We start from the raw sequence: 17499 nt of genomic DNA on the forward strand, positions 1-17499 counted from the left end.
CCGATAATTTAAAGGATTGATACCATGGTTGCGGTTCGCGATATTCATTTGAAAGACAACTTCACCCTGGAAGAGTGGGTCAGCTCGCTCTCCTTGAGTGACAGTGAAAAGGATCAGCTGCGAACCGTCTACCAGTATTGTCTGACGCTCGGTGACGAGGCGCTGACCAGCAAGCTGCTGGTGCGCGGCATCGAAATGGTGGGCATCCTGCAGATGCTCAGCATGGATATCGGTACCCTCAAAGCGGCCATCATCTACCCCTTCGTTGAAGCTGGTCTCATCAGCCAGGAGCGGATGGACGAGGACTTCGGCTCCAAGATCGCCAAGCTGGTGGAAGGGGTGCTGGAGATGGAGGCCATCCGCTCCCTGCAGACCCTCCATCGCAGCGAAACCTCGCCGGAGCAGGTCGACAACGTGCGTCGCATGTTGCTCGCCATGGTCGAGGATGTGCGCGCCGTGGTGATCAAGCTGGCGGAGCGGATCGCCTGCCTGCGGGAAGCGAAGACGGCAGATGAAGAGACCCGGGTGCTGATGGCCCAGGAGATCACCAACATTTATGCGCCGCTCGCCAACCGTCTGGGCATCGGCCAGCTCAAGTGGGAGCTGGAAGATCTCGCCTTCCGTTACCTGCATCCGGATACCTACAAGCAGATCGCCAAACAGCTCGATGAAAAGCGGCTCGATCGCGAGCGCTACATTCGCGAGTTTGTGCAATCCCTGCGTAATGGGTTGAAAGAGGCGGGAGTTGACGCCGAGGTTTACGGTCGGCCGAAACATATCTACAGCATCTGGCGCAAGATGCAGAAGAAGCACCTCGAATTCAACGAGTTGTTCGACGTGCGCGCGGTGCGGGTAGTGACCAAGCGGCTGCAGGATTGCTATGCGGCGCTCGGTATTGTGCATACCCAGTTCCACCACATTCCCCGCGAGTTTGACGACTATGTCGCCAACCCCAAACCGAACGGCTATCAGTCGATCCACACAGTCGTGGTGGGGCCCGAGGGCAAGACCGTCGAGATCCAGATCCGTACCGACCAGATGCATCAGGATGCCGAGCTCGGCGTCGCTGCACACTGGCGTTACAAGGAAGGGGCGCAGGCTGGCGGTAAGGCCAACACCTTCGAAGACAAGATCGAGTGGCTGCGCAAGCTGCTCGCCTGGCAGGAGGATCTCTCCGAGAGCGGTTCCCTGCTCGAGGATCTGCGCAGTCAGGTATTCGAGGACCGGGTCTACGTCTTTACTCCGAAAGGGGATGTGATCGACCTGCCTGCGGGCGCCACCCCGCTCGATTTTGCCTATCACGTCCACAGCATGATCGGTCACCGCTGCATCGGCGCCAAGATTGACGGCCGCATCGTGCCGTTCACCTACGCGCTGCAGACCGGCGATCAGGTAGAAGTGATTACCCAGAAAGAGCCGAACCCGAGCCGCGACTGGATGAACCCCAACTCCGGCTTCCTGCGCTCCAGCCGGGCGAGGGCCAAGGTGGCGACCTGGTTCAGAAAGCTGGATCGGGACAAGAATATCGTGGCGGGTCGCGAGCTGTTCGAGAAGGAGCTGGATCGCCACAACCTCAGCATGTCCAAGATCGACAAGGGCAACATGCTGCGCCGCTTTAATCTGGAGAGCACCGACGATCTGCTGGCCGGTATCGGCAGCGGCGATATCCGCATCAACCAGGTGCTCAACTATCTCGACACCTGCTACAACAAGCCGACGGCGGAAGAGGAAGATCGCCGCCTGCTGGAGAAGCTGGAGCAGAAGGCCAATGCGCCGATGCGCCACAAGCCCAAAGATCACATAGTGGTGGAAGGGGTCGGCAACCTGATGACCCATATCGCCCGCTGCTGTCAGCCGATCCCTGGGGACTCCATTCAGGGGTTCATTACCATGGGGCGCGGCGTCTCAATCCACCGGGAAGATTGCGAGCAGCTCAAGGAGCTGTCACGGCGCAATCCGGAGCGGCTGATCGATGCAGTGTGGGGGGAGAACTACTCCGGCGGCTACGGCCTCACCATCCGGATTATCTCCAACGATCGCTCCGGCCTGCTGCGCGATATCACCACAGTGCTGGCCAACGAGAAGATCAATGTGATGGGGGTGCGCTCGCGCTCCAACGTGCGCGAGCAAACCGCCGAGATCGACATGGAGCTGGAGATTTACAACATCAACGCCTTCAACCGGGCGTTGGCCAAGCTCAGTCAGCTCAACGACGTGATCAGCGCCAAGCGGCTTTGATAGCGAACCGACCGGCCCCAGTGGCCGGTCTGTATTTATGACCCTTTTTGAACAAATCGAAAGCGAATATCCCATGTCCCAACGTTATGACCTCTCCCAACTGCTCGACACGAGATTGCTCGACTGCGCGGCCTGATGTCGCTTCATCCCCATTTAACGAATCGAAAGTGAGTAGCCCATGTCCCAACGTTACGATCTGCCCCAACTGCTCGACATCATGGCTCGCCTGCGCGATCCGCAAAACGGCTGCCCCTGGGATCTGAAACAGGACTTCCAGACCATAGTGCCGCATACCCTGGAAGAGGCCTACGAGGTGGCCGATGCCATCGAGACCGAAGATTGGCAGGGGCTGAAAGGGGAGTTGGGGGATCTGCTGTTTCAGGTGGTGTTTTACGCCCAGCTGGGTAAAGAGCGGGGCTTGTTCGACTTCGCCGATATCGTCGACACGGTGAGCGAAAAGCTCATTCGCCGCCATCCCCACGTGTTTTCCGATGCAGATCTCTCCAACGAGCAGGCAGTAAAAGCGAACTGGGAGGCGGAAAAAGCCAAAGAGCGGGCGGCACTCGATCAAGAGAGCGTGCTGGATGACATTCCGCTCTCGCTGCCCGCCCTGACCCGCGCCGCCAAAATTCAGAAACGCTGCGCCACCGTCGGTTTTGACTGGAAGACGTTGGGGCCGGTGGTGGACAAGATCCACGAAGAGATCGACGAGGTGATGGAAGAGGCGCTGATGGCCGATGTGGACGAGGCGCGGGTGAGCGACGAGCTCGGCGATCTGCTGTTTGCCACCGTCAATCTGGTGCGTCATCTGGGTAAGGATCCGGAGCAGGTACTGCGGGGCGCCAACGCCAAGTTCGAACGTCGTTTTCGTCAGGTTGAGCAGTTTATCGCCGCAGAAGGCTTGAAAATGACCGATTGCACCCTCGAAAAGCTCGATGCCGCCTGGGATAAGGCGAAGGAAACCGAGCAAAGTTGATTTGGCGCAAGATGGGGGGGCGGTGAGCCTGATAGATTTTTGCTCATTGTTTGGGAGAGGGGTTTTTGGTATACTGTTTCCCCGTCCTGCTTCATCCCCGAAGCACCCCTTAAAATTCCCTAAACTTCTTTCAGGTTCAGCATGACGACCAAATATATTTTTGTTACTGGTGGCGTTGTTTCATCCCTCGGCAAAGGCATTGCCGCAGCTTCTCTGGCAGCCATTCTGGAAGCCCGTGGTCTGGATGTGACCATCATGAAACTGGACCCGTACATCAACGTGGATCCGGGCACCATGAGCCCGACCCAGCATGGTGAAGTGTTCGTAACCGAGGACGGGGCCGAAACCGATCTGGATTTGGGCCACTACGAGCGTTTCATCCGCACCAAGATGACCCGTCGCAACAACTTTACCACCGGCCGTATCTACGCCGACGTACTGCGTAAAGAGCGTCGTGGTGACTATCTGGGCGCCACCATTCAGGTTATCCCGCACATCACCAACGCCATCAAGGAGCGGGTGATTGCCGGTGCCGAAGGCCATCAGGTCGCCATCGTCGAAGTGGGCGGTACCGTAGGTGACATCGAGTCCCTGCCGTTCCTCGAAGCCATTCGTCAGCTGGCTGCCGAAGTGGGCCGCAACAACGCCATGTTCATGCACCTGACGCTGGTTCCTTACCTGGCTGCTGCCGGTGAAGTGAAGACCAAGCCGACCCAGCACTCTGTCAAAGAGCTGCTCTCCATCGGTATCCAGCCGGATGTGCTGATCTGCCGCTCCGACCGTGCCATTCCGGCCAACGAGCGCGCCAAGATCGCCCTGTTCTGCAACGTGCCCGAGCGCGCCGTCATCTCCATGAAAGACGTCGACTCCATCTACAAGATCCCGGCACTGCTCAAGTCCCAGAATCTGGATTCCTACTTCACCGAGCGTTTCGGTCTGGAGTGCAAAGAGGCTGACTTGTCCGAGTGGGAACAGGTTATTTACGAAGAGGCCAACCCGACTGGTGAAGTGACCATCGGTATGGTCGGCAAATACGTCTCCCTGCCGGACGCTTACAAGTCCGTCAACGAGGCGCTCAAGCACGGTGGTCTCAAGACCCGTCACTCCGTCAACATCAAGTACATCGACTCCCAGGATATCGAGACCCGTGGCGCCGAGCTGCTGGAAGGTCTGGACGCAATCCTGGTGCCGGGTGGCTTCGGTGAGCGCGGTGTGGAAGGCAAAATTCTGGCTGCCCAGTATGCCCGCGAGAACAAGATCCCCTACCTGGGTATCTGCCTCGGCATGCAGGTTGCCATGATCGAATTTGCTCGCAACGTGGCGGGCATGGAAGGGGCTCACTCCTCCGAGTTCAAGAAAGATTGCGCATACCCGGTCGTCGGCCTCATCACCGAGTGGGTGGATGAAGAAGGCAACGTCGAGACCCGTACCGAGAAGTCCGATCTGGGCGGTACCATGCGTCTGGGTTCCCAGCTCTGCCACTTGGTCGAAGATTCCAAAGTGCGTCAGATGTACGGCAGCCCGACCATTTACGAGCGTCACCGTCACCGTTACGAAGTCAACAACAAGCTGCTGCCGCAGATTGAAGCAGCAGGTCTGAAAGTGACCGGTCTCTCCGCCGACAAGAAGTTGGTGGAAATCATCGAGATCCCGGATCACCCCTGGTTCGTGGCTGCGCAGTTCCACCCGGAGTTCACCTCTACTCCTCGTGATGGCCACGCTCTGTTCGCCGGTTTTGTGAAGGCGGCAGGCGAGTATCAGAAGCGTAATTTGAAGTAATTGAAAATAAATGCGGTTGGGGCCTGTGCCACAGCCGCTTTTTTTGGCATATTTTTGTTGTTTTTTTACGAAACCTGAGGAAATACACATGTCCAAGATCGTTAAAGTGATCGGTCGTGAAATCATCGACTCCCGTGGTAACCCGACCGTTGAGGCCGAAGTTCACCTGGAAGGTGGTTTTGTTGGTATGGCAGCCGCTCCGTCTGGCGCGTCTACCGGTTCCCGCGAAGCGCTGGAACTGCGTGACGGCGACAAGAGCCGTTTCCTGGGTAAAGGCGTGCTGAAAGCCCTCGAAGCCGTAAACGGCCCGATCGCGCAAGCTCTGCTGGGTAAAGATGCCAAGGACCAGGCCGCTGTTGACCAGATCATGATCGACCTCGACGGCACCGAGAACAAATCCAAGTTTGGCGCCAACGCCATCCTGGCTGTTTCCCTGGCTAACGCCAAAGCTGCCGCTGCTGCCAAAGGCATGCCGCTGTACGCCCACATCGCCGAGCTGAACGGCACCCCGGGTGTTTACTCCATGCCGCTGCCGATGATGAACATCATCAACGGTGGTGAGCACGCCGACAACAACGTCGACATCCAGGAGTTCATGATCCAGCCGGTTGGCGCCAAGACCCTGAAAGAAGCCGTTCGCATGGGCGCTGAAGTGTTCCACAACCTGGCCAAAGTGCTGAAGTCCAAGGGCTACAACACTGCAGTCGGTGACGAAGGTGGTTTCGCTCCGAACCTGAAATCCAACGCCGAAGCGCTGGAAGTTATTGCTGAAGCCGTTGCCGCTGCCGGTTACAAACTGGGCACCGACATCACCCTGGCTATGGACTGCGCTGCTTCCGAGTTCTACGACGCAGAGAAGAAAGAGTACAACCTGAAAGGCGAAGGTCGCATCTTCTCCTCCAACGGTTTCTCCGACTTCCTGGCTGATCTGACCGCCAAGTTCCCGATCGTCTCCATCGAAGATGGCCTGGACGAATCTGACTGGGAAGGTTTCGCCTACCAGACTGCTGAACTGGGCAAGAAAATCCAGATCGTGGGTGACGACCTGTTCGTAACCAACACCAAGATCCTGAAGCGCGGTATCGACAACGGCATCGCCAACTCCATCCTGATCAAGTTCAACCAGATCGGTTCCCTGACCGAGACTCTGGCTGCCATCAAGATGGCCAAAGACGCTGGCTACACTGCCGTCATCTCCCACCGCTCCGGTGAGACCGAAGATGCGACCATCGCCGACCTGGCTGTTGGTACCGCTGCTGGCCAGATCAAGACCGGTTCCATGAGCCGTTCTGACCGTGTTGCCAAGTACAACCAGCTGATCCGTATCGAAGAAGCTCTGGGTGCCAAAGCTCCTTTCCGCGGTCTGAAAGAAGTTAAAAACCAGGCTTAATTTGCTGGTTTGCCAGCCTCGGCTGGAATGAAAAAAACCGGAACCCAAGGGTTCCGGTTTTTTTATGCCTGCTCCTTGCTGCAACGCCCTGCGAGGCGAGGGCGTAGTGCCTCTGGTCTCGGGTCAGATAAAGGGGAGCATGCGCTGATAGCGCCCTGCATACGCCTTGAAGCCCAGCTTTTCAAACAGGGCGATAGAGCGGACGTTATCTGCATCGATATCTGCGGTGAGGCAGGTGACCCCCAGTGTGGTGGCGTGGGCGAACAGCAATCCCAGCGCTTCCGACATAAACCCTCTGCGCCAATAGGCCGCATTGAGCAGGCAACCTACCTCGCAGCAATGGCCCGCCTCGCTGAAACTGTGCAGGCCGCAGGTGCCGATAACCTTGTTGCCCTCCCGCTCGACAATCGCCCACTCCAGCGACTCACCGGTTTGCTCCAGCCGCACCATACTCGCCATCATCTGCGCCACCATGGCGGGGGAGCTAAAGCAGGGATCAGAGGCAAACTCCATGGTCAGTGGATTGCCATAAATCTCGAACAGATCGGCGGCATCCTGCGGGCTAATTGTGCGCAGTACAATCCGTGATCCGGTTAAGTCTGGCTTCATTTATCTCCTTGGTGGGGGTTATGCCAGCAAAGCTAAGGTGAAAAATGAGACTGCGTGAAAGTCGGTCTCTGAAGGCAATTGGTGCTATCACGACATATTGTGACCGCGAATGTCCGATTACGCTTCGCTAATCGAACCTTGTATCTTGCTTGCGTGATGATTAGCTCTCATCACATGAGGCTGAGGAAGCCAGAATCGAACCTTAAGGAGCTAAACCTTGTGCCGTAGATATGGCCCTCATCCTCACCTCATCGCCAAACCTGACACTGAACGGTAGCCAAGGGCTCAGACCCTGTATGTACAAGGCAAGTGGGAGATTTGGTCATTAACATGAGGAATTTGCCATGCACTATCTCGGTATTGATGTGGCTAAGGCCAAGTTGGATTGCTGTCTATTGCTTGAGCTCCAGAGTTGCAAGCGCAAGACAAAGTCCTTTTCCAACAACAACTCTGGTTTTACCGAGTTAGTCCATTGGCTTGATAAACAACGGATCTCGGCTTCTGATACCCATGCGGTAATGGAAGGCTCTGGTGTTTATCACGAACGAGCCGCCATCTCACTACATGAGGCGGGGATGCAGGTATCGATCATCAATCCCGCACAGGCTCGCGATTTTGCCAAAGGATTAGCTATTCGAAGTAAAACAGATGGGCTCGATAGCTTGGTGCTGGCTCGCTACGGTGCATTAGTCCAGCCCGCCATTTGGATACCCCCAACGCCGCAAGCTCGAGCCCTGCAAGCCTTGCTGTCTCGAGTTGATGCGGTCCAGCAAGACCTGTTGCGCGAGCAAAATCGGCAAGAAAAAGCCGACGCAACAGATACGCCAGAGCTGATCCGCCAGTCACTGGCTGACTCAATTATGTTCCTGCAAACGCAGCTCAAAAAGCTTCAGCAAGACATAGATGACCACGTTAATCGTCATCCGGAACTTCGAGACGATGCCGCACTACTTGTCACGATTCCGGGCATTGGGATAAAAACAAGCCAGCACCTTTTGTCGGTCATACACCTCCACCACTTCCATACCGCTGAACGCCTCGCGGCCTACTTGGGCGTGGTACCAATACAGCGGCCTCTGTACTTGGCAGGCCGAAGCTATCCAAGACAGAGGGAGGGAGCAAGGTCAGGATCGCCATCCTCCATGACGGCGCTACTGACCCGCTCCACTCTCCGCGGCGGCTTGCAGGGTTAAAATACCGTGCTCGTCGTGGCGAAGGTGGCTGGTGCCTGACCGATGCCATACACCATCTTTGACAATAGCTTCTCTTTGTCACGACTCCCTTCAGGTTCTCCAAGGCAGAAAGAGTCATTGCTATCTATTTCCTGATTACTTATGTGCGGCTATTTCTGATACGGCAGCGCTGCACCGGACCTCATAAATGGAGGGTGTTCCAAATTTAAGTACCAAGGTAATATCACCTATGCAGGCTCACTCCATCACGGGCTTGATTGACAGGCTGTGGACCAGGAGAAAGCAGAGAGCATGAAGATTGTTAGCCGGTTTTGCCACTGGTTACCCCTCCTGACGATCTGGTTCTCCTCTGTCGCCGTCTGTCGTCCCCTGGCGCCGCTACCGATCGTGACAACCCCCTATCCCCCCTATCAGATGGAGATCGCGGGACACGCGGCAGGCATCTCCACCGAGATAGTCCAGGCAATCATGGCCGAGGCCGGTATCGACTACCGGATCCAGTTCTATCCCTGGAATCGTGCCTATCTGCTGGCCCAACAGCAGGCCCCTACCCTGATCTATAACCTCGGCCGCACCAGGGAGCGGGAGACCCAATTTCAGTGGATAGGTGCCATCACTCCCCATATTGTTTATCTGTGGCGACGGGCTGATCGTGAGGATATCCAGCTCACGCACCTGGGCGATGCTGCTCGCTACCGGATTGGCGTGCTCAAGAATGATATCAAGCGCAGCTACCTGCTGACACAGCATATCCCGGACAGCCAGTTACCCTTGGTACCCAGAGATGAGCAGAATGTGTACAAACTGATACGGGGACGTATCGATCTGATGCCCTATGACGAGGGGGCCTTCATCTACCTCCTCAATAATCTCGGCTATCGCAGAGAGCTGTTCAGCAAGGCATTCTGGCTGAAAGATATCTCCGGCGATCTCTATCTGGCCGCCAGCCTGTCGACCCCTCCTGCGCTGGTCAAGCGTCTGCAACTGGGTTGGAAAAAAGTCAGGGAGAAGGGCCTCTATCACCAGATACTGGCGCGCCATCATCTGGTTGTGCCTCATAGAGAAACATCCCCCTGATGACAGCACCAATTAGGACAATGAGGACACCTACCTTTTGGAGCACTCCGCTTTCTTGCTAAAACCGAATCTCCACCGACTCCGCACTGCGTTTTGCCTTACCGTGATAAACCGCTTCGATATTATTGCCGTCCGGATCGAGGACAAAGGCGGCGTAGTAGCCGGGGTGGTAATTGCGCTCGCCGGGAGTTCCGTTGTCTTTGCCGCCGTTAGCCAATGCGGCCTGATAAAAACGATCCACCATGGCGCGATCTTTTGCCTGAAAGGCGAGATGGTGGCGACCGGTCAACACCCCCAGCGCGGCGGGGCTATCGACAGCGGTGACAAACAGTTCGTCTGCCCAGAAGTAGCCCTCACCTGTGCCGACCAGCGGAATATCGAGGGTGGTGAGAATGGCCGTATAAAAGCGCTGGCTGACGACCAGATCTTTGACCACCAGCTGGATATGGTCGATCAAGCGACCACGATGCAGGGTTTGTGTTTCCATACACCACCTTGATTTGAATGGTTTGAGTAGGTCATCGGCTTGCCGGTTGCCTGGCTTTGACAAAAAGGGGCTGGGCAAGATTTGGCATGGCTACCGCCCCTGAATTTTAGCCTCCAGTCTGCTGCCTTTTTACCTGCGAGATAGCTGGCATGGCTCATGAGAGACTCCGACGAGGCGTGTGTTGCCAATTGGCTATATTAGCGGCGGGCGTGCTGAGGGAAAGGGGCTGATGGCCAATTCCTGAGCAAGCTCAACAAATTGATTGATAAAGCGGTCGAGTTGGCAGCTGGCGGGATGGTGCAAGCCTTGGGTGGGAGGCTAATGTGGGCGGGGAGTGGTGCAGAGGGCGCAGCTTGCTGTTGCTCGCCGCTGGTTGGTTATCCGATTTCTAAGAAGCGGAGCGGCAGTGCCGCTCCGTATCAGGCTCAACCCTTGGTCGGATTTTCCATGCAGGTGAGGGTTGGCTGGCCGTAACGCTCCAGCGTGGCGTCGTCCCCTTTGGTGAAGAAGGTGAGATTTTGCCCTTCATAACGGGCACCGCTGGCGCTGGGGGTTTCATAGGCGAGCACTTGTTGCTGCTTGTCGCCCTCGCTCAGGTTGATCACCGCGGCGGGCAGTTTGGCATCGTTATAGAAGTAGGTAGAGAGAGTGACGTTCTTGCCGCACTGGTAGTTGACCGGTGCCGGCACCATCAGCTGGCCGCCGCTGATCTGCAGTTCGGTGATCCGCAGCAGGTAGTTATCCTCCACACACTGGCGCAGATCCTGCCCCTTCCAGCAGTCGTTGCGACCCTTGATCCAGCCGCGCTGCATGGCACGCTCGGTCTTGAGCTGTTCGGGAGAGAGCGCAGCAATCGCCTTGGGATAGAGGGCCGCCAGTTCGTTATCAAGGGCGGCCAGTCCGGCATCCTTGCAGATCAGGGTTTCGGCCGACCCGGAGGCTTTGGTGCAGTCAAAGGAGGGGGTTGCGGCGCTGGCCAGCAGAGGGGCAAACAGCAGGGTGGCAAGCAAGGTCTTGTTCATCGATAGATTCCAGCAATGAGGAGTGCATATCTGCCTACTACAGCACACTCTACAGGGCAATGCAGCAGGGACGCCGAGCGCACTTGCACTGCTAAATGGCTGCCAAACGGAAAAAACCGACACTCCTGGCCGGAATGTCGGGTTTTTTGTTGCCGCGATAAAGGGGGAGGCGGGTTGCCCGGTCGATCAGGCCAGCGCCAGTTGCTGACTGCGGGCGCGCCACAGCCGCTCGTGGAAGAAGAACACCACGGTATTGATGGCCGGTTCGATCATCGCCATCACACCGCCGGTGAGCAGCTCGCCGCTCAGCAGGAAGGCCACCCCGAAGGCCACCGAGAAGTGGACCACCGCGAAGCTGCTGGTCTTGGCCTGCAGGCTGTGATTTGGCTTGAGCTTATGCCAGCCAAGGTCATGAAAGTAGAAGGCGACCGTGTTGACGGCGGGCTCGATCAGGGCGATCAGGCTGGCGGTCAGCAGCTCACCGGTCAGCAGGTAGGCCACGGTAAAGGCGACACCGAAGTGCAGGATGGCAAAGCTGATGGTCTTTTTCATGATGGCGGCTCCCTCTGTTGATGATGAGAGTATCTGCCAAAATGAGATTAAATGAAAACTATTCTCATCTATTACCCGGATAGGGAAAACCTATCAAAGGAAAAGTGCCTCCGCACTGCCGTGAGGCAGGCTCGCGGTGTGCCAGCATTTCGGGCAGGCCGGATAAAAACAGGAAGCCCCGTGACGGGGCTTCGCTTTTCTGTCTATCGGGGCACAGGGCGCTATTACTACTCTGAGACCTTGTTGAGCCACTCGACCCTGTACAGAAGACCTTGGACACCCATCTTTTGGGTTCGGGCTATGCTACGCCTTGCTCCAAAAGGTGGGTGTCCCAGATTTGTTGTTCACAAGGGGATCTTCCGATCCTTGGTGATGTATTGGCGGGGATATTCGCGATTGTCCGAATACGCTGCGCTATTCGAACCTACGGGCTTAATCAGTGAATGACAGAACCGCCTCCGTGTCAGTAAACTCTGCTATCGAGATGGTGGTTGCGAGCATTTTTGGTCACTCAAGATTTATACAAACTTGATTGTGCCATGCAGACATGTTCGGCCATTTTTCATTAGAGCTTCCATTATGAGACCAATAGATGACTTCTCCTGTTTTTGATATGCAGAAATAGTCACCATTATCTTCAATGAAAGGCAATAAATCTCTCGGTACACCTATAATTTCCCAAGCTGTTCTAGCCATTTCAAAAATATCAAGGTGGCCTGCGCCGGGCAGAATAATTGCTGCTTCAAAAATTGCGTTTGCGACATCACTACCAGATTTTAAAAAGCATCGATAGTCATTGTGAAATGTGATACCTAGTTTTCTCTCTGCAATAGTTATTTCATCATCTGTCGGGATTCTAAATGGGTCGTTTTGCATAAAACTATTCCAAAGCATTAATTGTTGGGGTGACTGTTGTATAGTATAGGGTTTGGAAAGATAAGTTGGATTAAATGATTACATGTTCTAAGAATGCTGCAAGTTTATAAGCTCTATCCAGATGAAAATCAAGTTGCGGGTCATCTATTTGGTGGTCATCAATAATTCTGAAGTCCATAAATAGCTTGTGTTTTATTTTATGGTAATGGGGCTTGTTTTTGTTTTTTATTATATTTAAGGCTCCGCGTACTTCGCTATATATTACTCTGTCTTTGTTGAGGTAATCATCTATTACCCTCAGTTCATTGAGTAGTTCAGTTTCGATAGATTCAATTGTCATAGGTGCTTTATGGCCTATTATTCGCCATTTTGTCGTTGGTGGAGGGTAATCAGGTTTTCATATGCAAAGTCTCGCCAGACGTAGGTGCCACCGCCATGCTCAATGAAGGCACTATAAGCGCCGCAGCCAATATCCCCGCATTCTGGGCAAATATATAGAAGAATTCTTCCCGACTCTGAGTCTGGAGATGCCGCACACGTGAACCGCTCTACTGCTTGCGCGTTTTGCTTGGGGAAGCCGTGTACCAAGCAACCCATAAAGTCAGCGTGGCCACCATCAATCTTTACGATGGTGGAAAGAAGTGATGTGCCATTAACGGTGAAATCAACCGAGCGTCGCTCCTGAGTTGTGGCTCCGCCGGAATTTGTTCCAGGCCGAAACAGGATTTTGTGTGATAACACGTCCATGCTAGTGCTCTCTAACGTTTGACGTGAGGGGCCGCCGTAGCGGCGCGAAGGGAACCCACAAGCGCAGCTTGTGGGCGGTCCCTCTCGACGGAATGGTTAGGGCTATTTTTCAAGTAAGGCACGGTAGTAATCTGCGACGTTATTTTCCGGCCCTTGCATGATGCGATTGAGCGCACGCCCCCAAGGCCAGAAGTTAACACCTGACTTGGTTTTGAGCCCTGGAAATTTTTGCCCATTCAAACTGACGATGCCCCACTCCCCACCGTGATTGCGACGGTAGACCTCGCCGATGTAACTGCCATAGCCTTTAGCAAATGACATGGCTTGCTCTTCAGTGGGACGCGGTTTCGTGGTGATGAATGAGGAGTGCATCAACGCCAATGCCTTCTCTACGTTTGGGATACTTGCATCAGACCAATCAAGGGTGATGCCAAATTGGTTCTTCGCCATATCCACGGCATCTTGCGCATATGCCTCGGCCACCTTTTGAACATTGGCGTCGGGCGTGAAAGTCGGTTTTGTTTCCGCCAAGGCAGGCTCCACGATTGAAAGAAGCGAAAGACAAAAGGCAAGCAGAGTGTTACGCATGCAGATAGCCCTAACAGTGATTAGATGGAAGGCGGCATTAATCCGTTAGCAGAGAATTCCATATAACCCCGTAACATTCTTACCACCGAAAAGTAAAAATTACCATTAAATCATGATGTTATAAACTTTCCTCTCGTGTTGGACGTATTCGCTTGACTTCCTCTTTTTGCGCCACCGCCACTACTGTGTGAAAAGTCAGTACTCAGCGCAGTCTTGGAAAGCGCCGCCAAATCACGCTTGCGTGAACAGGTCAGAAATGAAAATGAGGTCGTCAACATTTGGAGTGGGTCGTAGGAAACTATCGCTTATCCATTCCATCTGGCATCGCTACCGCCCCTGAATTACAGCTTCCAGTCTGCTGCTTTTAACCAATGGGGTGTGGCAGGCATGGCTCATGGGGTGACTCCGACGAGGCTTTTGTTGCCAATTGGCTATATTACCGGCTCATTGGCCAAGGGAAAGGGGGATGCGGGGAGTTTCTGAGCCAGATCAAGCAATTAATAAATCGCGACCGGTTGGCGCAGCGAGTGGAAAGTGCGACCACTGTGTTGCTGGATAAAAAGTGTTGGCGGGTAGCCGTGTCGGTGGGCAAAAGCGGTGGCGGGTAAAAAACAAGAAGCCCCTGAACGGGGCTTCTCTTTGGCGGCATAGCCACTGTGAACGGCTTGGGTGACCTACTCGCAGGCGCCTTGGCCGGGCGCCGGAGCGAGCTGGTGCAGGCTTACTCTTCGGCCTTGTTGAGCCACTCCACCTTGTACTGGGCGCCGGCGCCCTGCGCCAGCTTGGCACACAGCGGTTTGAGGAAGGCTTCAATCTGCTCGTCCAGCATCCAGGGCGGGCTGATGATCAGCATCCCTGAGCCGTTCATGCCCCAGTCGGCAGTCTGACCGGCCACTTCCAGCTCGGCCACCAGCACGTTACCGAAGTTCTCGCGCTTGATGGCGCGCAGCATGTCGCGGGATTTGTCCGCCTCTTGCCCGAGGATCGGATACCAGAGGGCGTAAATGCCGGTCGCCCAGCGTTTTTGCGCCTTTTTCAGGGTATCGACCACGGCGAAGTAATCTTCTTTGAGCTCATAGGGCGGGTCGATCAGCACCAGCCCGCGGCGCGGGGTGGGCGGCAGCAGGGCGATCAGCCCCTCGAAGCCGTCACGGTGGTGCACGGCCACGCGCGGGTCGTAACCCATGTTGGCACGCAGGTCTTCCACCTCGTTGTTGTGCAGCTCCATCAGCGCCAGCTTGTCCTGTTCGCGGGTGAGGCGGCGGGAGAGCTCCGGCGAGCCGGGGTAGTAGTGCAACTCGCCGTTCTGATTCATCTCCTCGATGACGCCGAGATAGGGGGCCATGGCAGACCACTGGGCCCGCCCGTCCCACAGGCGGCCGATGCCGTCGGCATACTCCGCCTTCTTCTGGGACCAGTCGCCGCGCAGGTCGTAGAGACCGCCACCGGCATGGGTGTCCAGCACGATGAAGGGTTTCTCCTTCTTCTTGAGGGACTCGATGATCAGGGCCTGAACGGCATGTTTCAGCACGTCGGCATGGTTGCCGGCGTGAAAGGCGTGGCGGTAGCTCAGCATATTAGATCTCTGAGGGGGCCCTGCTGGGCACCCAGTAACGATAGATAGTTCAACAAGTTGCGGCTGTTGCCGCGAAACAGGGAGAGGCTGCGCAGGGTTTGCAGCAGCACCCCCTGCTGGAGCCGTTCCAGCTCCAGCTCGTGGGCCAGCATGGCCTGATATTCGGATTCACCGAGCCGCCCCTTGGCGTTTTTGCGCAGGGAGCGCCAGGGGGTCAGCACGGCTTCGGTTTGCAGCAGGGCAGGCTGCAGGTCGAGCAGGTCGACCGGGATCCCGAGCTCATCGAGGCGATGCAGCAGCAGGGCCAGATTGACGTTGCCCCCCAGCTCCTGCACGGTGAGCCAGTCATGAATGCGGGCGCCGTAAACCTCGCCGCTCCAGTGCCAGAAGCCGCGCGGGGAGGGGAGTTCATCGGCAGCGACCCGCTCCGGGGCCATCAGCATTTCGTCACGCAAGGAATTCCTGCTCCATGGTTTCCAGCTCTTCACAGAGGCTCATCCACTCCATCTCGACGTTCTCCAGCTCCTCCTTGATGGGGCCCTGGGACTTGAGCAGCTCGGAGAGCTTCTGCTTAGCGCTTTCTTCGTAGATGGCCGGATCGGCCAGCTGGCTCTCGATGTCGCCGAGCTTGCCTTGCAGCTTCTCCATGCTCGCTTCGAGTTTTTCGAGCTTCTGGCGCAGGGGGCGGGTCGCTTGCCGAAATTCCGCCTCGCGCCGTTTCTGATCCTTGCGCGCTACTGCCGAGTTGGCAGAGACCGGGCCATCCGCCGGTTTGGCGTTGGCCTCTTTCTCCTGCTCGCCGAGCCACTTGTGATAGTCGTCCAGATCGCCGTCGAACGGCTCGACCCGGCCACCGTGTACCAGATAGAAGTCGTCGGTGGTGGTGCGCAGCAGGTGGCGATCGTGTGATACCACTACCATGGCCCCTTCGAAGCCTTGCAGCGCCATGGTCAGGGCGTGGCGCATCTCCAGATCCAGGTGGTTGGTCGGTTCATCGAGCAGCAAGAGGTTGGGCTTTTGCCAGGTGATCAGCGCCAGCACCAGCCGCGCTTTTTCGCCACCGGAGAAGGGGGCTACCTTGTCGAGCGCCTTGTCACCGTGAAAACCGAAGCTGCCCAGATAGTTGCGCAGCTCCTGCTCGGTCTTGTCCGGCGCGAGGCGGGCCAGATGATCGAGCGGGGAATCATCGAGACGCAGGGTCTCCAGCTGATGCTGGGCGAAGTAGCCGATGCTCACCCCGGCGCTCACTTCGAGCTTGCCGGAGAGCGGCGGGTTGGAGCCCGACAGCATCTTGATAAAGGTTGATTTACCGGCGCCGTTGCGACCGAGCAGACCGATGCGCGAGCCCGGTACCAGATTGAGTTTGATCTTCTCCAGGATCACCTTGTCGCCGTAACCGGCGCTGAGGTTCTCCATGGCGATCAGCGGGGTCGGCAGGGCCGACGGCTCGCGAAACTCGAAGCTGAACTCGGAGTCGGCGTGGGCGGGCAGGATCTTCTCCATCCGCTCCATCGCTTTCAGGCGGCTCTGGGCCTGACGGGCCTTGGAGGCCTTGTAGCGGAAGCGATCCACATACGCCTGCATGTGGGACATCTCCCGCTGCTGTTTCTCGTACATCGACTGCTGCTGGGCCAGATGTTCGGCGCGCTGCAGTTCGAAGTCGGAGTAGCCGCCGGTGTATTCGTTGAGCTTGCCGTTCTCGATATGGATGATGCGGTTGATGACCGAATCGAGGAAATCGCGGTCGTGAGAGATCAGCACCAGCGTGCCCTGATAGCCCTTGAGCCACTTCTCCAGCCAGATCACCGCATCGAGATCCAGGTGGTTGGTCGGTTCATCGAGCAGCAGCAGATCGGAGCGGCAGAGCAGCGCCTGAGCGAGGTTTAAGCGCATGCGCCAGCCACCGGAGAAGCTGCGCACCGGCGAGCCGAGCTGCTCGTCGCTGAAACCGAGGCCGTGCAGCAGCTCGGCGGCGCGGGCGCGAATGCTGTAGGCGCCGATGGTATCGAGGCGACCGTGCAGCTCGGCCACCAGCAGACCATTGTCATCCTGCTCGGCTTGCACCAGCTGGGCTTCCAGCGAGCGGAACTCCTTGTCGCCGTCGATCACGTACTCGAGCGCGGAGCAGTCGAGCGCCGGGGTCTCCTGCGCCACGCCTGCAATCTGCCAGCCAGCGGGCAGGCTGAAGGTACCGCTGTCGATGGCCAGCTCGCCCCGTACCAGTGCAAAAAAGGTGGACTTGCCACAGCCGTTTTTGCCCACCAGACCCACTTTGTGGCCGGGGTGAATGGTGGCGGAGGCGTTGTCCAGCAGCTTGCGGCCGCCGCGGATCAGTTCGATTTGACTGGCAACTATCATGGGTGGGATCTGCTTGCTCAAAATGGAGGAG

General features: G+C 56.5%; 17 protein-coding genes. 6 read left to right on the forward strand and 11 right to left on the reverse strand.

From position 1 onward, the window contains the following. Positions 1-24 precede the first annotated feature (24 nt). The 4 genes from relA to eno all read left to right on the forward strand — a co-directional run bounded on the left by relA (position 25) and on the right by eno (position 6383). Positions 25-2238, forward strand: coding sequence for a GTP diphosphokinase (relA, locus tag ACW5W8_RS09825; protein ID WP_498627607.1), 2214 nt, complete (start codon positions 25-27; stop codon positions 2236-2238). Between the two features lie 178 nt (positions 2239-2416). Then, positions 2417-3214 carry a nucleoside triphosphate pyrophosphohydrolase gene (gene mazG / locus ACW5W8_RS09830; protein ID WP_498627608.1) on the forward strand — a complete coding sequence of 266 codons (798 nt, stop codon included), beginning with the start codon at positions 2417-2419 and terminating at the stop codon, positions 3212-3214. A gap of 141 nt (positions 3215-3355) precedes the next feature. Next, positions 3356-4993, forward strand: coding sequence for a glutamine hydrolyzing CTP synthase (pyrG, locus tag ACW5W8_RS09835; protein WP_005335584.1), 1638 nt, complete (start codon positions 3356-3358; stop codon positions 4991-4993). 88 nt (positions 4994-5081) lie between these two features. Next, on the forward strand, positions 5082-6383 hold the full coding sequence (gene eno / locus ACW5W8_RS09840; protein ID WP_498627610.1) for a phosphopyruvate hydratase: 1302 nt from the start codon (positions 5082-5084) through the stop codon (positions 6381-6383). A gap of 123 nt (positions 6384-6506) precedes the next feature. On the opposite strand, the gene ACW5W8_RS09845 is transcribed toward eno, so the two are convergent. Then, positions 6507-6992 (reverse strand): GNAT family N-acetyltransferase, encoded by a 486-nt coding sequence (locus tag ACW5W8_RS09845; RefSeq protein WP_498627612.1) that lies wholly within the window; start codon positions 6990-6992, stop codon positions 6507-6509. Positions 6993-7336: 344 nt separating this feature from the next. On the opposite strand from ACW5W8_RS09845, the gene ACW5W8_RS09850 reads away from it, so the two are divergent. Together ACW5W8_RS09850 and ACW5W8_RS09855 are read left to right on the forward strand one after the other, a co-directional pair. Then, positions 7337-8185: an IS110 family transposase gene (locus ACW5W8_RS09850; RefSeq protein WP_498627614.1), complete on the forward strand. Its 849-nt coding sequence runs from the start codon at positions 7337-7339 to the stop codon at positions 8183-8185. 291 nt (positions 8186-8476) lie between these two features. Next, a complete protein-coding gene (locus ACW5W8_RS09855; protein ID WP_498627615.1) occupies positions 8477-9262 on the forward strand; it encodes a substrate-binding periplasmic protein in 786 nt (261 codons plus the stop codon). A 58-nt stretch (positions 9263-9320) separates the two neighbouring features. Here ACW5W8_RS09855 and ACW5W8_RS09860 read toward each other — a convergent pair whose 3' ends face one another. The 10 genes from ACW5W8_RS09860 to ACW5W8_RS09905 form a co-directional block, all read right to left on the reverse strand. Continuing rightward, positions 9321-9749, reverse strand: a complete 429-nt coding sequence (locus ACW5W8_RS09860; RefSeq protein WP_498627617.1) for a VOC family protein — start codon at positions 9747-9749, stop codon at positions 9321-9323. Between the two features lie 425 nt (positions 9750-10174). Continuing rightward, positions 10175-10771: an MliC family protein gene (locus ACW5W8_RS09865; RefSeq protein ID WP_498627619.1), complete on the reverse strand. Its 597-nt coding sequence runs from the start codon at positions 10769-10771 to the stop codon at positions 10175-10177. 186 nt (positions 10772-10957) lie between these two features. Then, positions 10958-11323: a DUF2061 domain-containing protein gene (locus tag ACW5W8_RS09870; RefSeq protein WP_042084552.1), complete on the reverse strand. Its 366-nt coding sequence runs from the start codon at positions 11321-11323 to the stop codon at positions 10958-10960. Positions 11324-11830: 507 nt separating this feature from the next. Then, the gene (locus ACW5W8_RS09875) at positions 11831-12199 is read right to left on the reverse strand and encodes an SMI1/KNR4 family protein (protein WP_498627622.1); all 369 of its coding nucleotides are present in this window, start codon (positions 12197-12199) and stop codon (positions 11831-11833) included. A gap of 70 nt (positions 12200-12269) precedes the next feature. Continuing rightward, positions 12270-12539: a hypothetical protein gene (locus ACW5W8_RS09880; RefSeq protein ID WP_498627623.1), complete on the reverse strand. Its 270-nt coding sequence runs from the start codon at positions 12537-12539 to the stop codon at positions 12270-12272. A 17-nt stretch (positions 12540-12556) separates the two neighbouring features. Further along, complete coding sequence (locus tag ACW5W8_RS09885; RefSeq protein ID WP_498627624.1) at positions 12557-12946, reverse strand: hypothetical protein; 390 nt, start codon at positions 12944-12946, stop codon at positions 12557-12559. Positions 12947-13048: 102 nt separating this feature from the next. Continuing rightward, positions 13049-13534 (reverse strand): hypothetical protein, encoded by a 486-nt coding sequence (locus ACW5W8_RS09890; RefSeq protein WP_498627625.1) that lies wholly within the window; start codon positions 13532-13534, stop codon positions 13049-13051. Positions 13535-14255: 721 nt separating this feature from the next. Continuing rightward, positions 14256-15110, reverse strand: a complete 855-nt coding sequence (locus ACW5W8_RS09895) for a 23S rRNA (adenine(2030)-N(6))-methyltransferase RlmJ (RefSeq protein ID WP_498627627.1) — start codon at positions 15108-15110, stop codon at positions 14256-14258. Further along, positions 15104-15565: a DUF2390 domain-containing protein gene (locus ACW5W8_RS09900; protein ID WP_498627628.1), complete on the reverse strand. Its 462-nt coding sequence runs from the start codon at positions 15563-15565 to the stop codon at positions 15104-15106. Before ACW5W8_RS09900 ends, ACW5W8_RS09895 begins: the two co-directional genes overlap by 7 nt. Beyond that, on the reverse strand, positions 15558-17468 hold the full coding sequence (locus tag ACW5W8_RS09905) for an ABC transporter ATP-binding protein (protein WP_498627630.1): 1911 nt from the start codon (positions 17466-17468) through the stop codon (positions 15558-15560). The genes ACW5W8_RS09900 and ACW5W8_RS09905 overlap by 8 nt, the downstream gene beginning before the upstream one ends. Positions 17469-17499 lie beyond the last annotated feature (31 nt).

It is taken from the genome of Aeromonas aquatilis (assembly GCF_054052405.1).

What these genes read in the sequence shown, in the direction of transcription:
- relA (WP_498627607.1), top strand. Translation starts at nt 25, where the DNA reads ATGGTTGCGGTTCGCGATATTCATTTGAAAGACAACTTCACCCTGGAA.
- mazG (WP_498627608.1), top strand. Translation starts at nt 2,417, where the DNA reads ATGTCCCAACGTTACGATCTGCCCCAACTGCTCGACATCATGGCTCGC.
- pyrG (WP_005335584.1), top strand. Translation starts at nt 3,356, where the DNA reads ATGACGACCAAATATATTTTTGTTACTGGTGGCGTTGTTTCATCCCTC.
- eno (WP_498627610.1), top strand. Translation starts at nt 5,082, where the DNA reads ATGTCCAAGATCGTTAAAGTGATCGGTCGTGAAATCATCGACTCCCGT.
- ACW5W8_RS09845 (WP_498627612.1), bottom strand. Translation starts at nt 6,992, where the DNA reads ATGAAGCCAGACTTAACCGGATCACGGATTGTACTGCGCACAATTAGC.
- ACW5W8_RS09850 (WP_498627614.1), top strand. Translation starts at nt 7,337, where the DNA reads ATGCACTATCTCGGTATTGATGTGGCTAAGGCCAAGTTGGATTGCTGT.
- ACW5W8_RS09855 (WP_498627615.1), top strand. Translation starts at nt 8,477, where the DNA reads ATGAAGATTGTTAGCCGGTTTTGCCACTGGTTACCCCTCCTGACGATC.
- ACW5W8_RS09860 (WP_498627617.1), bottom strand. Translation starts at nt 9,749, where the DNA reads ATGGAAACACAAACCCTGCATCGTGGTCGCTTGATCGACCATATCCAG.
- ACW5W8_RS09865 (WP_498627619.1), bottom strand. Translation starts at nt 10,771, where the DNA reads ATGAACAAGACCTTGCTTGCCACCCTGCTGTTTGCCCCTCTGCTGGCC.
- ACW5W8_RS09870 (WP_042084552.1), bottom strand. Translation starts at nt 11,323, where the DNA reads ATGAAAAAGACCATCAGCTTTGCCATCCTGCACTTCGGTGTCGCCTTT.
- ACW5W8_RS09875 (WP_498627622.1), bottom strand. Translation starts at nt 12,199, where the DNA reads ATGCAAAACGACCCATTTAGAATCCCGACAGATGATGAAATAACTATT.
- ACW5W8_RS09880 (WP_498627623.1), bottom strand. Translation starts at nt 12,539, where the DNA reads ATGACAATTGAATCTATCGAAACTGAACTACTCAATGAACTGAGGGTA.
- ACW5W8_RS09885 (WP_498627624.1), bottom strand. Translation starts at nt 12,946, where the DNA reads ATGGACGTGTTATCACACAAAATCCTGTTTCGGCCTGGAACAAATTCC.
- ACW5W8_RS09890 (WP_498627625.1), bottom strand. Translation starts at nt 13,534, where the DNA reads ATGCGTAACACTCTGCTTGCCTTTTGTCTTTCGCTTCTTTCAATCGTG.
- ACW5W8_RS09895 (WP_498627627.1), bottom strand. Translation starts at nt 15,110, where the DNA reads ATGCTGAGCTACCGCCACGCCTTTCACGCCGGCAACCATGCCGACGTG.
- ACW5W8_RS09905 (WP_498627630.1), bottom strand. Translation starts at nt 17,468, where the DNA reads ATGATAGTTGCCAGTCAAATCGAACTGATCCGCGGCGGCCGCAAGCTG.